Annotated in this window: 12 protein-coding genes; 4 read left to right on the plus strand and 8 right to left on the minus strand. The window is 70.3% G+C overall.

What is annotated here, in order from left to right:
• Window positions 1-49 precede the first annotated feature (49 nt).
• A complete protein-coding gene (locus ACIRJR_RS01325; protein WP_403772022.1) occupies window positions 50-1,441 on the plus strand; it encodes a citrate/2-methylcitrate synthase in 1,392 nt (463 codons plus the stop codon).
• Window positions 1,442-1,467: 26 nt separating this feature from the next.
• Here the strand turns inward: ACIRJR_RS01325 and ACIRJR_RS01330 are convergent, their stop codons facing one another.
• Window positions 1,468-2,475: a LacI family DNA-binding transcriptional regulator gene (locus ACIRJR_RS01330; protein ID WP_403772025.1), complete on the minus strand. Its 1,008-nt coding sequence runs from the start codon at window positions 2,473-2,475 to the stop codon at window positions 1,468-1,470.
• A gap of 157 nt (window positions 2,476-2,632) precedes the next feature.
• Here ACIRJR_RS01330 and ACIRJR_RS01335 point away from each other — a divergent pair, with 157 nt between their 5' ends.
• Together ACIRJR_RS01335 and ACIRJR_RS01340 are read left to right on the plus strand one after the other, a co-directional pair.
• Window positions 2,633-4,516, plus strand: coding sequence for an ATP-binding protein (locus ACIRJR_RS01335; protein WP_403772028.1), 1,884 nt, complete (start codon window positions 2,633-2,635; stop codon window positions 4,514-4,516).
• On the plus strand, window positions 4,513-5,190 hold the full coding sequence (locus ACIRJR_RS01340) for a response regulator (RefSeq protein WP_403772031.1): 678 nt from the start codon (window positions 4,513-4,515) through the stop codon (window positions 5,188-5,190). Before ACIRJR_RS01335 ends, ACIRJR_RS01340 begins: the two co-directional genes overlap by 4 nt.
• Window positions 5,191-5,214: 24 nt before the next feature.
• Here the strand turns inward: ACIRJR_RS01340 and ACIRJR_RS01345 are convergent, their stop codons facing one another.
• The 6 genes from ACIRJR_RS01345 to ACIRJR_RS01370 form a co-directional block, all read right to left on the minus strand.
• Window positions 5,215-6,807 carry a cation acetate symporter gene (locus tag ACIRJR_RS01345; RefSeq protein ID WP_403772034.1) on the minus strand — a complete coding sequence of 531 codons (1,593 nt, stop codon included), beginning with the start codon at window positions 6,805-6,807 and terminating at the stop codon, window positions 5,215-5,217.
• A complete protein-coding gene (locus tag ACIRJR_RS01350) occupies window positions 6,804-7,244 on the minus strand; it encodes a DUF485 domain-containing protein (RefSeq protein ID WP_403773736.1) in 441 nt (146 codons plus the stop codon). Before ACIRJR_RS01350 ends, ACIRJR_RS01345 begins: the two co-directional genes overlap by 4 nt.
• 129 nt (window positions 7,245-7,373) lie before the next feature.
• Window positions 7,374-8,051: a response regulator gene (locus ACIRJR_RS01355; RefSeq protein WP_403772037.1), complete on the minus strand. Its 678-nt coding sequence runs from the start codon at window positions 8,049-8,051 to the stop codon at window positions 7,374-7,376.
• Window positions 8,048-9,211 (minus strand): sensor histidine kinase, encoded by a 1,164-nt coding sequence (locus ACIRJR_RS01360; protein ID WP_403772041.1) that lies wholly within the window; start codon window positions 9,209-9,211, stop codon window positions 8,048-8,050. The genes ACIRJR_RS01355 and ACIRJR_RS01360 overlap by 4 nt, the downstream gene beginning before the upstream one ends.
• A complete protein-coding gene (locus ACIRJR_RS01365) occupies window positions 9,208-9,738 on the minus strand; it encodes a DUF1453 domain-containing protein (RefSeq protein WP_403772043.1) in 531 nt (176 codons plus the stop codon). Before ACIRJR_RS01365 ends, ACIRJR_RS01360 begins: the two co-directional genes overlap by 4 nt.
• Before the next feature lie 122 nt (window positions 9,739-9,860).
• The gene (locus ACIRJR_RS01370; protein ID WP_403772045.1) at window positions 9,861-11,987 is read right to left on the minus strand and encodes a type IIA DNA topoisomerase subunit B; all 2,127 of its coding nucleotides are present in this window, start codon (window positions 11,985-11,987) and stop codon (window positions 9,861-9,863) included.
• 432 nt (window positions 11,988-12,419) lie between these two features.
• Between ACIRJR_RS01370 and ACIRJR_RS01375 the strand changes: the two genes are divergently transcribed.
• Complete coding sequence (locus ACIRJR_RS01375; protein WP_014153643.1) at window positions 12,420-12,653, plus strand: hypothetical protein; 234 nt, start codon at window positions 12,420-12,422, stop codon at window positions 12,651-12,653.
• Between the two features lie 109 nt (window positions 12,654-12,762).
• On the opposite strand, the gene ACIRJR_RS01380 is transcribed toward ACIRJR_RS01375, so the two are convergent.
• Window positions 12,763-13,593, minus strand: a complete 831-nt coding sequence (locus tag ACIRJR_RS01380; RefSeq protein WP_403772048.1) for a S1 family peptidase — start codon at window positions 13,591-13,593, stop codon at window positions 12,763-12,765.
• Between the last annotated feature and the right edge of the window lie 34 nt (window positions 13,594-13,627).

Consider the following 13,627-nt stretch of genomic DNA (forward strand, 5'->3'; position numbering starts at 1 on the left):
TACATATGGTCGACATGGACGAGCCATGGACATGGATACGGTGGGCCCCATGACGCATCACTCCTCACACGGGACCGGTACGCGGGGCGCTGGGTCCGGGAGTGCCCCGGACACGCCCAGGCTCACCACCCGTGAGGCGGCCGGACGCCTCGGGGTGAAGCCCGAGACCGTGTACGCGTACGTGAGCCGGGGGCAGCTCACCAGCAGACGGGCCCCCGGGGGCCGTGGCAGCACGTTCGACGCCGCCGAGGTGGACGCGCTGGCGCGCCGCACCGGCCGCCGGGACCCTTCGCCGTCGGCCCCGGGCGAGCTGGTCTTCCGTACCGGCATCACCCTCATCGAGCCGGACCGCTACTTCTTCCGCGGAGTCGACGCCGCGGAGCTCGCACGCCTGCACACCTTCGAGGAGGTGGCCGAGTGGATCTGGACCGGCGAGCTCCGTCCGGGCATCCGGTTCGAGGCCGCGCCCGAGGCCCTCGCCGCGGCGCGGCGCACCGCCGCCGCACTGCCACGGCACAGCAGCTCGACGGACCGTCTCCGGGCCGCCGTCGCCGCCGCCGCCGCTGCCGATCCGCTGCGGTTCGACCTCTCCCCGCAGGGGGTGCTGAACAGCGCCCGCACCCTGCTGCCCACACTGGTGGGCGCCCTGCCCTCCGCCGGGGAAGCCTCCTCGACGGTGCCATCGGCCGGGGAAGCCTCCTCGACGGTGCCATCGGCCTCCTCGCCCGGCGGGGAGGCCGATGCCGGTGACTCGCTCGCCCGCCGACTGTGGCCGAAGCTCTCGGACCGGCCCGCCGACGCGGCGTCGCTGGCAGTGCTCGACACCGCGCTCGGGCTGCTGGCCGACCACGATCTCGCGGCGTCGACCCTGGCCGCACGCGTCGCCGCGTCCACCCACGCGCACCCGTACGCCGTGGTCTCCGCGGGTCTGGGGGCGCTGGAGGGCCCGCTGCACGGCGCCGCGAGCGGAGCGGCGCACCGCATGCTGTCCGAGGCCGTCGGGCGGGGAGGCGCGGCTCCGGTCGTCGCGGAACACCTGCGCGCCGGCCGGCGGGTACCCGGGCTCGGCCATCGCCTCTACACGGGCGAGGATCCACGGGCGGGCGTGCTGTTCGCCCTGCTGGACGAGATCCCGCAGGCGGCCCCCGCGATGGCGGCGGCACGTGACGTGGTCGCGACCACCGCTCGGCACACCCCGCTGCACGCCAACGTCGACCTCGCCCTGGCCGCCCTCTCCGTCACGTGCGGCATGCCCGCGGAGGCGGGTGAGACAGTGTTCGCCGTGTCCCGCACGGCGGGCTGGATCGCGCACGCGATGGAGGAGTACGCCGAACGGCCGCTGCGCATGCGGCCGAGCGGCCAGTACACCGGCCCGCGCCCGCCCCAGCCGCTGCCGTCCCCGAGCCGGGCCGCCCCTCCCGGGACGGGCCCTGCAAAATAGCTACAGCCTGCGCAAAATCCCTCGCCCTAGCGGGGCGGGCGGGCCGTGGAACCGCGGACGACGAGCTCCGGCTCGAAGAGGAGCTCGTCGGACGAGACCGTACGCCCCCCGATCTGCACCGAGAGCAGTTCGACGGCGGCCCTTCCCATCGCTTCGATCGGCTGGCGCACCGTGGTCAGCGGCGGCTCGGTGCAGTTCATGAACGCCGAGTCGTCGTAGCCGACGACGGAGACGTCCCCGGGCACCGAAAGCCCCCGGCGGCGCGCCGCGCGTACGGCACCCAGGGCCAGCGGGTCACTCGCGCAGATGATGCCGGTCACCCCTTGGTCGAGCAGCCGCATGGCTGCGGCCTGGCCGCCCTCGAGCGAGAACATGGCCCGCGCCACCCGCTCGTCCGGAACAGTGGTCCCCGACTGCCCGGCCAGCACCCGTGCGGCGGCGAGTTTCCGCTGGGAGGGCATGTGGTCGGCCGGACCGAGGACGAATCCGATCTTCTCGTGGCCGAGGGAGGAGAGATGGCGCCACGCCTGCTCGACGGCCACCGAGTCGTCGCAGGAGACCGCGGGGAAACCCAGGTGCGCGATCGCCGCGTTGATCAGGACGACCGGGATCTTTCGGTCGGCGAGCACCTTGTAGTGGTCGTGCGGGGCGTCGGCCTGGGCGTAGAGACCACCCGCGAACACGACCCCTGAGACCTGCTGCTGGAGCAGCAGCTCGACGTAGTCGGCCTCGGAGACTCCCCCCTTGGTCTGCGTGCAGAGCACCGGGGTCAGCCCCTGCTGGGCGAGCGCGCCACCGACCACTTCGGCGAAGGCCGGGAAGATCGGGTTCTGCAGCTCGGGCAGGACCAGCCCGACCAGCCGGGCACGCTCACCGCGAAGCTGGGTCGGACGCTCGTAGCCCAGTACGTCGAGGGCGGAGAGGACGGCTTGCCGGGTCGCGTCGGAGACGCCCGGCTTGCCGTTCAGCACGCGGCTGACCGTGGCCTCGCTGACTCCAACTTTCTGGGCAACCTGAGCAAGTCGTCGCGTCATGAACGCAAGATTAGCGCAAGAAACGCAAGAAGATTGCGGAGTGGCCGATACCCACAGAACGCTCACAGATGGACGGCTCAGAGGCAAGAGCAGGGCCTCACCGGGGCCGGCCCCCGGAGATTTCGGTAAGCACGGTTCGCCCTCTACCGTTCGTACGATGAGCGCCCCATCCACCACCGCGCGGGGACCGCGCCGGTTCGGCTGGCCGCAGCGGGTCTTCTCGCAGGTCCTGCTGATGCAGCTGGCCATCATCACCGGTGTCACCGTCCTCGTGACGGGCCTCTTCCTGGCGCCCCTCGGCGCTCAGCTCGACGACCAGGCGATGCGCCGTGCCCTGGCGATCGCCCAGAGCACGGCGGCACAGCCGCAGATCGCCGCCTCGCTGACCAGCACCGAGCCGCACCCCGACGGTGCCGTCCAGACCGCGGCGGAACGGATCAGGCGGTCGACCGGGGCCGAATACGTCGTGATCATGGACAAGCAGGGGGTTCGCTGGTCGCACACCGACACCACCCGCATCGGCGACGTCGTCTCCACCGACCCCAGCACGGCGCTCGCCGGCAGGTCCGTGATGGAGATCGACAGCGGCACGCTCGGACGTTCGGCCCGCGGCAAGGTCCCGCTGCTCGACGGTTCCGACCGGGTCGTGGGTGCCGTATCGGTCGGTATCGCGTACGACAGTGTCCGTGCCCGGCTGCTCGCCGCGATCCCGGGGCTGCTCGCTTACGCGGGCGGGGCACTGGCCGTGGGAGCCCTGGCCGCCTATCTGATCTCCCGCCGTCTCCAGCGGCAGACGCACGACCTGGCGTTCTCCGACATCTCGGCGCTGCTGACCGAGCGCGAGGCCATGCTGCACGGCATCCGCGAAGGGGTCGTCGCACTGGACCGCACGGGCCGCATCAGGCTCCTGAACGACGAGGCGCAGCGTCTGCTCGGCCTCGGCCCGGACGCCGCGGGCAAGGAGCTCGACGAGGCCCTCGGCACGGGCCGGACCACGGACGTGCTGGCCGGGCGGGTGGTCGGCGACGATCTGGTGACCGTCCGCGGCAGCCGCGTACTGCTCGCCAACCGGATGCCGACCGACGACGGCGGGGCCGTGGCCACGCTGCGCGACCGCACCGAACTGGAGTACCTCGGCCGCGAACTCGACTCGACCCGCGGCCTGATCGACGCGCTCCGCGCCCAGGACCACGAGCACGCCAACCGGCTGCACACCCTCCTGGGCCTGCTCGAACTGGAGATGCACGAAGAAGCCGCGGAGTTCGTCACGGAGGTGGTCGGCGTCCACCGGGCGACGGCCGAGCAAGTCACCGAGAAGGTCCATGACCCTCTGCTGGCGTCGCTCCTGGTCGGCAAGGCCACCGTGGCCGCGGAGCGCGGTGTCGCCCTGCGCATGGCTCCGGAGACGCTGCTGCCTGACCGGCTGGTGGACCCGCGTGGCCTCGTCACCGTCCTCGGCAATCTGGTCGACAACGCGCTGGACGCTGCCGCGGGGTCGGCGGAGGCCCGGATCGAGGTCGGGCTGCGGGCCGAGGGCCGCACGGTGGAGGTACGGGTGCGCGACAGCGGCCCCGGCGTGCCGTCCGGCGACCACGAGTCCATTTTCACGGAGGGCTGGTCGACCAAGGAACTGCCGGCGCACGGCAAGCGCGGCCTGGGGCTGCCTCTGGTGCGGCGGCTCGCCGAGCGGCAGGGCGGCAGCGCGTCCGTGTCGGGCTCCCCGGGCGGCGGGGCGGTGTTCACCGTCGTCCTTCCGGAGGCGCTGAGTGAACCGCGACCGCTCGGTGGTCGTGACCCCGCCGGCCCGGAGGACCTGGGCGCTCCCACGCCTGAGCGACCGGACGCTCACGCTCTGGAAAGGCCGGCACGACCGGACGACCCGTCCCCCGGTGGGCCGCCGGAACGTCTGGTCGTCCACGCTCCGGGTGAGTTGGCACGACCCGACCGTCCTGCCCAGGGTGAGCCGGCACGACCGGGCAGCCCCGCCCAGGGCAGCAGTTCGGCCCCCGTACGACCCACGACGTCAGGAGACGCCCCGTGATCGAGGTCCTGGTGGTGGACGACGACGTGCGGGTCGCCCGGATCAACGCGGCATACGTCTCCAAGGTCCCCGGATTCAGGGTCGCCGCCATGGCCCACTCCGCTGCCGAGGCCCTCGCCAGGATCGCCGAGGTGCCCATCGACCTGGTCCTGCTCGACCACTACCTGCCGGACCGCAACGGCCTTGCCGTGGTGCGGGAACTACGGGGTCTCGGCCATCACACCGATGTGATCATGGTGACCGCGGCGCGCGATGTCGCGACCGTGCAGGCCGCGATGCGCCACGGAGCCCTGCAGTACCTGGTGAAGCCCTTCGCGTACGCAGGGCTCCGCACCAAACTGGAGGCGTACGCGGCACTGCGCCGCACGTTCGAGGGCGGCGGCGAGGCCGAGCAGACGGAGGTGGACCGTCTGTTCGGAGCCCTCTGGGCCACGGGCGGCTCCGACCTCCCCAAAGGGCATTCGACGACCACCGCGGAACTGATCCGTCAGGCCCTGCGCGCCGCCGACGGGCCGCTCTCCGCGCAGGAGATCGCGGAGAGCGCCGGAATGAGCCGTCAGACGGCGCAGCGCTATCTGAAGCTGCTGGAACGCACGGGCAGGGTACGGCTGTCCCTGAGATACGGCGAGACGGGCCGCCCGGAACACCGGTACACCTGGGCCACCGGTTCCTGAGACCGCCACCCTCCACGCCGTGGCCTAAGCCGCCCCCGCCCCGGTCAGCGACCGGACCTCCGTCTCCGCGTGCTTGGCCGGGTCGGGCGGCTCGGGTGAGGTGACCGTGCCGATCCAGCCGGCCAGGAAGCCCGCTGGAATCGACACGAGGCCCGGATTCTCCAGCGGGAAGAACGCGAAGTCCACTCCGGGGAGGAGGGAGGTCGGACTCCCCGAGACGATCGGCGAGAGCAGGACGAGCACGACGGCCGGGATCAGTCCGCCGTAGACGGCCCAGACCGCTCCCCTGGTGGTGAAGTCCCGCCAGAACAGGGAATAGAGAAGCGCCGGGAGGTTGGCGGAGGCCGCGACCGCGAAGGCCAGCCCCACCAGGAAGGCGACGTTCAGGTCCTGCGCGAGGAGCCCGAGGGCGATGGCGACCACCCCGATGCCCGCTGCGGCCACCCGCGCCACGCCGACCTCGCTCCGCTGCTTGGCACCTGGCCGCCGGAACGAGGCGTAGAGATCGTGGGCCACGGAGGCGGAGGAGGCGAGGGTGATCCCGGCGACGACGGCGAGGATCGTGGCGAAGGCGATCGCGGCCACGACGGCGAAGAGCACCGTGCCGCCCGTGGAGCCCTCGCCGCCTCCGAGGACGAGCGCCAGCAGGGGAACAGCCGTGTTCCCGGACGCGTTGGACGCCCGGACCTCCGTGGAGCCGACGAGCGCGGCCGCCCCGAACCCGAGCACGATGGTCATCAGGTAGAAGCTGCCGATCAGCCCGATCGACCAGACGACGGAACGCCGGGCCGCACGGGCGGTGGGCACGGTGTAGAAGCGCGACAGGATGTGCGGCAGGCCGGCCGTGCCGAGGACGAGCGCCAGGCCGAGGCTGATGAAGTCGAAGCGTGCCGTCCAGCTCCCGCCGTACCTCAGTCCGGGCGAGAGGAAGTCCCTGCCGTGACCACTGCGTTCGGCTGCGGAGGTGAGCAGGGCGTTGACGTCGCCGTGGAAGCGGGCGAGCACGAGGGCGGTGAGCGCGACGGCTCCGGCCATCAGCAGGACCGCCTTGACGATCTGGATCCAGGTGGTGGCGCGCATGCCGCCGAGCGACACGTAGACGACCATGAGCGCGCCGACCCCGACCACGGTCCAGGACCGGGCGGTGTCGCTCGTGCCGCCGAGCAGAAGGGCTACGAGCGTGCCGGCGCCCACCATCTGTGCCACCAGGTACAGCACCGAGACGGTGACGGACGATGTGCCCAGCGCCGTACGCACCGGCCGCTCCGCCATCCGGGCGGCGACCACGTCGGCGAGGGTGAACCGGCCGCAGTTGCGTACGAGTTCGGCGACGAGCAGCAGGACGACGAGCCAGGCCACGAGGAAGCCGACCGAGTAGAGCATGCCGTCGTAGCCGTAGAGGGCGATCAGCCCCGAGATGCCGAGAAAGGACGCGGCGGACATGTAGTCGCCGGCGATGGCGAATCCGTTCTCCATGGGCGAGAACAGTCTCCCGCCCGCGTAGAACTCCTCCGCGGAACCCTGCCTGTTCCGGCCCACCCAGGTGGTGATGCCGAGCGTCACGGCGATGAACACGCTGAACAGCAGCAGCGCCAGCGTCTGGTGCTCGCCTCTCACCGGCCGGCCCCTCTCGTCATCTCCTGGGTCTCCCAGCGCAGGTCCAGAGCGGCACGGTCCCGGTGCAGACGGGCGTGGCGGGCGTACGCCCAGGTGAGCAGGAACGTGGTGAGGAACTGTCCGAGCCCCGCCACCATGGCCACATTCAGCGCTCCGGCCACGGGACGCGCCATCAGATCGTGCGCGGTGGTGGCGACGATGACATAGGCGAGGTACCAGATCAGGAAGGCGGTCGCCGCGGGCACGACGAACCTCCGGTAGCGGCGGCGGACTTCACGGAACGCCGGGCTGCTCTGCACCTCCAGATAGATCTCCGCCGCGCTGTGGCTGCGCTGCTCCGCCGACCGGGACCGCCTGGCGCCGGAGACGGCCCCCGCACCGTCCGGCTCGTCCCACCCGGCGGCCTGCGCCTCGTACCACGGGTCGTCGAGCCGCACCGCTGCGGCACCCGGCCCTGCTTCCTTCTCCACCAACAACTCCCTTGTCCACGAGCCTTTTCGGCCGCGTAGCCAAGAATGGGCAGATCGGGAAGATCCCGGGCACATCATTCGCTGTGCTTCACCATTTCAGGTGACGGAAGTGCCGGGCGGGTGCGCGATCCCGCGGCCATACGCATAGCGCACCGCCCCTGTTCTGTCGCGTGCCCCCGTCTTGGCGAAGAGATTGTTGATGTGGGTCTTCACCGTGGCCCGGGAGATGTGCAGGGCTCGCCCGATCTCCGTGTTGGACAGGCCGTCCGCGATGAGGACGAGCACCTCGGCCTCCCGCGGAGTGAGTCCGTCGGGCAGCTCCGAGGGCAGCGGTGACCCGCTTTCGACAGCGCGGGCCGTGACCCGCTCCAGCAGTCGGCTCTGCACCTTCGGCGAGAGTCCCGCCTCGCCGGACATCACAGCCGCGACGGCCTGCGCGATCTCCTCACCACGGGCGTCCTTGGTCAGGTAACCCCGCGCACCCGCCTGCAGAGCCGTGAACAGTGAGTCGTCGTCCGCGAAGGTCGTGAGGACCACCACCTGGGTCCTGGGGTGCTCCCGGCGAATCCGGCGGGTTGCCTCGACACCGTCGCAGCGGGGCATCCGCAGATCCATCAGAACCACATCCGGGTCCGTCTCGGCGACGAGAGCGACCGCCTCGTCACCGTCTCTGGCGGATCCGACCACCTCGATGCCCGGCAGCAGCCCCAGCAACATGACGATGCCCTCACGCACCACCGCCTGGTCGTCGGCCACCACCACCCGAGCGCTCACGCGGGCACCCGCAGATTCACCACGAACCCCTCCTCGTCCGGCCCTGCCTCCAGCGTGCCGCCGAGCAGTTCGGCACGCTCCCTCATCCCCACAAGACCGTAGCCGGAACCACTGACCGCGAGCTCGCCCGCCGGACGGCGACCACCCGAATCCCGTATCCGCAGGGCCACCAGATCCTGCTGGTACTCCAGCCGGATCGAGACGACTGCCCCTGGAGCGTGCTTCCGGGTGTTGGTCAGTGCCTCCTGCGCCACTCTGCGCACCGTCTGCGACGCCTCCGCGGTCAGTTCCCGCCGTTCCCCCACCACGGACACCTCGGCGCGCTCGCCGGCCACCAGCTGCCGCAGGAAGTCCTCCACCGGAGTCATCTCCCCTCGCAGCGCGGAAAGCGCCTGCCTCGTCTCGGCGAGGCCCTCACGCGCCATGGAGCGTGCCGCCACCACCCTCTCCAGCACCTGGTCGCGGAACTCCGCCGAAGGCTCCCGTTCGATCAGCAGCCGGGCCGCCTCCAGGTGAACCAGCTGGGCGGAGAGACTGTGGGCGAGTACGTCATGGATCTCGCGGGCGATCCTTGACCTCTCCGCCAGCGCGGCCGCACCGGCTTCAGCCTCCCGTGCGGCCCTCTCCTGAGCGAGGAGCCGGCGGGAGGTGCCGCGGGCCTCGGCATCCAGCCGCAGCACGTATCCGCCCAGACACAGGCTTCCCGTGGTGATCACTGTCGTCAGCCAGCCGTCCTCCTTGACGACGGCGTAGGCGAGGAGCGTCACGGCTGTGAGGGGAACCGCGGCGAACAACGGCAGCCGTTCCAGCGCGACCACGGCGCATCCGCACCACAGCACGACCGCCAGTGCTCCGGCCCCTGCCTCCAGAGCCCCGAACGCCACCACGGTCAGCAGCACCAGCAACCCGAGGGACGGCCCCAGCCGGTGCTCCCTGGTGGTGCGGAAGAACGCTCTGGCAGCCGCCACGCAGCCCGCGGTCACCGCCAGCCCCACCGCGACCTGCCACAGGGCGAACCTCCCGTCCCCGAAGGCGTTCCAGAAGAGGCCGGCGAACACCGCACTCCACACGAACCGCCCGATCAGGGTTCTGGACCGGCTGTGGGGCGCTCGGGTGAGAGCCTCCCTGGAAGGCCAGCTCGTCCATGTACCGCGGTTCACGCCCCACCCTTCGCCATGGCCGCCGACGGCACCTCGCCGGCGTGGAAGCCCGCGGCGGCATCGTGCCGCTCGCGTACGCTCCTGGCCCGCACGGCCAGCACGCCACTGCGCGCGAACAGCATCGCCGCGAGCGATATCAGCAGGGCCGACGTCCCCTGGTGAATGCCGAGCACCACGGCCGCCAGCACCAGTGCGACGCGCAGCGCGATCCCTCCGGCCCATACGAAGAGGGTGGCCCTGGTGCCCCGGCTCCAGACGGATTCGTCGGACTCCTGCCACAGCCGGGCGGTCCATCCCCATCCGGCCCCGGTGACCAGGCCCAGGACGAGTCCCGCGCCCAGCATCGCCGCCGACAGGGTCTCGTGACGGGGATCGAGGACTCCGTCACTGCGCAGAGCGACGATGGAAAGGATCACGGGGAGCACCCACCACCGCTTCCGGTCGCCGACCCGCTGGGCCGAGAACTGACGCGCGGCCACGAGTGCGACAACCGCGACGATCACCAGAACGTCGAAAAGCTCTGACATGGCAGCCTCCGAGGGCGAGAAGATTCGATGTCCTCGACGCTACGGAGACAGAGGGATCAAGGGATCGGCTCACGGGCTGACCGTGGGTGGAGAAAACCTCTCCACCCACGGGTGGAGAGACCTCAGACGTCGATGCGCGAGCGGTCCAGGGTGGCCGCCGAGCTGGTGATGAACTCCTTGCGGGGAGCGACCTCGTTGCCCATCAGCAGATCGAATACCTGCTCGGAGGATTCCAGGTCGCCGATGTTGATCCGCCGCAGGGTGCGGTGGCGCGGGTCCATCGTGGTCTCCGCCAGCTGGTCCGCGTCCATCTCCCCGAGGCCCTTGTAGCGCTGGATCGAGTCCTTGAAGCGGACGTTCTTCCGCTGAAGCTCCAGCAGGGTCTGACGGAGTTCGTTGTCGGAGTAGGTGTAGATGTACTTGTCCTGACCCTTCTTGGGCTGGACGAGCTCGATCCGGTGCAGCGGGGGCACAGCCGCGAAGACGCGTCCCGCCTCGACCATCGGACGCATGTACCGCTGGAAGAGCGTGAGCAGCAGGGTCCGGATGTGCGAACCGTCGACATCGGCGTCCGTCATCATGATGACCTTGCCGTACCGCGCCGCGTCGATGTCGAAGGTGCGCCCGGAGCCCGCTCCTATGACCTGGATGATGGCGCCGCACTCGGCGTTCTTGAGCATGTCCGAGACGGACGACTTCTGAACGTTGAGGATCTTTCCACGGATCGGCAGCAGAGCCTGGAACTCGCTGTTCCGGGCCAGCTTCGCGGTACCGAGGGCCGAGTCGCCCTCCACGATGAAGAGCTCGCTCCGCTCCACGTCGTCGCTCCGGCAGTCGGCGAGCTTCGCGGGCAACGAGGAGGACTCGAGCGCTGTCTTACGGCGCTGCGCGTCCTTGTGCTGACGTGCGGCGATGCGGGTGCGGGCCGCGGCCACCGCCTTGTCCAGCACCGCCCTGGCCTGGGCCTTGGCATCACGCTTCGTAGACGTCAGGAAGGCCTTGAGCTCCTTGGCCACCACGTTGGCGACGATCCTGTTGGCCGCGGAGGTGCCCAGCACCTCCTTGGTCTGCCCTTCGAACTGCGGCTCCGCGAGCCGCACGGTGACGACCGCGGTCAGACCTTCCAGCGCGTCGTCCTTGACGATGTCGTCCTCGGCGACGCGGAGCAGCTTGGCGGACCGCAGGACCTCGTTCACCGTCTTCGTGAGCGAGCGCTCGAACCCGGAGACGTGGGTGCCGCCCTTGGGGGTGGCGATGATGTTGACGAAGGACTTGAGATTGGTGTCGTAGCCGGTACCCCAGCGCAGGGCGATGTCGACGCCCAGCTCGCGGGTGACCTCGGTCGCCGTCATGTGCCCGCGGTCGTCGAGGACCGGCACGGTCTCCTTGAACGTTCCCGTCCCGGTCAGGCGCTGGACGTCGCAGACGGCCTTGTCCTGCGCCAGGTACTCGCAGAACTCGCTGATTCCGCCGTCGAAGCGGAAGGTCTCCTCGGTCTTGCCCTCGCCGTCGATGCCTCGCTCGTCACGCACGACGATGGTCAGACCGGGCACGAGGAACGCCGTCTGGCGTGCCCGCTGGTACAGCGTCTCCAGGTTGAGCTTCGCGTCCTTGAGGAAGATCTGCCGGTCCGCCCAGTACCGCACCCGGGTACCCGTACGCGTCTTGGGGACCCGCTTGCCCTTGCGGAGGCCGTTGGCGGGGTCGAAGGGGCTGTCCGGACCCTGCTCGGTGAACATGCCCGGCACACCGCGCCGGAAACTGATGGAGTGGGTCGCGCTGTTGCGGTCCACCTCGACGTCCAGCCGGGCCGAGAGCGCGTTCACGACCGAGGCGCCGACGCCGTGCAGACCGCCCGACGCGGCGTAGGACCCGCCGCCGAACTTTCCGCCGGCATGCAGTTTGGTCATGACGACCTCGATGCCGGAGAGCCCGGTCTTGGGCTCCACGTCGACCGGGATGCCCCGGCCGTTGTCGCGGACCTCGACGGAGGTGTCGTCGTGGAGGATGACCTCGATGGAGTCGCAGTACCCCCCGAGAGCCTCGTCGACGGAGTTGTCGATGATCTCCCAGAGGCAGTGCATGAGTCCGCGGCTGTCGGTGGACCCGATGTACATTCCGGGGCGCTTACGAACCGCTTCGAGCCCTTCGAGGACGAGAAGGTGCCGCGCGGTGTAGTTGGAGCTGTCCCTGTCTGCGCCGCCTGCTCCGGTCAGCAGCGCAGTGGACGGCACGGAATCGGCGGTCACGCGGTTCGCTCCTCGCTGAATTTCATTTGGGGCCCAGTGGGTAACGGGCTCGGCCTCGGTAGCCGCTGAGAGCCTACCGAGGCCTGGTAGAGCGGTTGTAACGCCACCCAGGGGGAATCATTATGGTAGTCCAGCCTCGCATACACGTTCGATCACTCGTGGGAGTGACGCGCACATCACGTTCCCTTCGAGGCATGAACCATTTAGGCTCCGGGCACGTCCTCATGAACAACCGGCAACCCAGCCGGGGGACCGGCCCACACAAGCAACGCGAAACCGTAGCGCTACGCAATACGGCACATTCGCCGCCAAACGGCAACAGACAGCCACCCTGAGAAGAAGTTTCGAAGAAATGCCACGAGCGGGAACGTTTTCGGCCTGGTTGGATGTTGACCCTGGTACGACAGCTCGTCGAGCTAGAGAAGAGGCGACGTGACTACTGTTCTGACCCCCGCGAGCCCGCTGACCGCAGCAGACCGCTGTGACCGTTGCGGCGCCCAGGCTTATCTGCGCGTCGTCCTCATCAGCGGCGGTGAACTGCTCTTCTGTGCCCACCACGGGCGCAAGTTCGAGCCGGAACTCAAGAAGATCGCCGCGGAAATACAGGATGAGACAGATCGGCTCACTGCCGTGCAGGCCAGTGCCGCCGACGAGGAACAACACTGACACCTCGCATCCACGACGAGCCAAGGGCACGGTCCAGGACCGGCCGACGGGCGGCCTCCCCCACAGGGAGAGCCGCCCGTTCTCATACGTCGCGACGTGATGCCGGAGCTCAGCTGCCGGCGGCCATCCACCCGATCGCCGCTGACACGCGTGTGTACACACCGGGGCTGCCAGGGCTCCCGCAGCCGCTGCCCCAGGAGACGAGCCCGACAAGGCGCCCACGGGCCACCAGCGGGCCTCCGCTGTCCCCCTGGCAGGCATCCCGCCCACCCGCGCTGTCACCGGCGCAGAGCATCGACGAGGCGTCGTACGCGCCCTGTGTGCCGCCGGGGTACGCCCGGCGGCAGTCGCTGTCCGGCAGCACCCGCACGGAGGCGGCACGCAGCCCGGAGGCATAGGCGCCGTATCCGGTGGTGTCGCCCCAGCCGTACACCTTCGCCGCGGTACCCGGCTCGTACGCCGCGCTTCCGGTTCCGGCCATCGGGATCACGCTCCCCTTCGGCAGCGCCCGGACCAGGGTGAGGACAGCCAGGTCGGCGGCGTTCGTGTGCGGGTCGTAGCCCGGATTGACCCACACCGACCGCACGGGGACCTCCTGACCACCCGGCCCGCTCAGCTCATCCCGACCGGCGATGATCCGGAGGTCCCGGATCTCCGGGACGGCGGCCCCCAGGACGTCCTCCCTCAGGCAGTGCGCGGCTGTCAGGACCTTGGTGGGGGCGATCGCCACTCCGCCGCAGAACTGGCCCGCGCGTGTTCCTCCGAACCGGTCACGGCTCGACAGGGCGACGGCCCACGGACTGTCCGCGACGGACACCGGTTTCCCTCCGACGATGATGCTGTCCGCTGCGGCCGACGCCGAGGGACCGAGGGGTATCACTGCCGTGGCGAGCGCCAGGGTGAGGGCAGCGGGGAGAGCGCGGACGGGAACGCGGGGCATGGGAGCTCCTGACGCCGAGGTGAACAGTGCCCAC

Origin of the sequence: Streptomyces sp. NPDC102402 (assembly GCF_044765765.1) — a bacterium.
Lineage (GTDB): Bacteria > Actinomycetota > Actinomycetes > Streptomycetales > Streptomycetaceae > Streptomyces.

What these genes read in the sequence shown, in the direction of transcription:
- ACIRJR_RS01330 (WP_403772025.1), bottom strand. Translation starts at nt 2,475, where the DNA reads ATGACGCGACGACTTGCTCAGGTTGCCCAGAAAGTTGGAGTCAGCGAG.
- ACIRJR_RS01365 (WP_403772043.1), bottom strand. Translation starts at nt 9,738, where the DNA reads ATGTCAGAGCTTTTCGACGTTCTGGTGATCGTCGCGGTTGTCGCACTC.
- ACIRJR_RS01325 (WP_403772022.1), top strand. Translation starts at nt 50, where the DNA reads ATGACGCATCACTCCTCACACGGGACCGGTACGCGGGGCGCTGGGTCC.
- ACIRJR_RS01335 (WP_403772028.1), top strand. Translation starts at nt 2,633, where the DNA reads ATGAGCGCCCCATCCACCACCGCGCGGGGACCGCGCCGGTTCGGCTGG.
- ACIRJR_RS01380 (WP_403772048.1), bottom strand. Translation starts at nt 13,593, where the DNA reads ATGCCCCGCGTTCCCGTCCGCGCTCTCCCCGCTGCCCTCACCCTGGCG.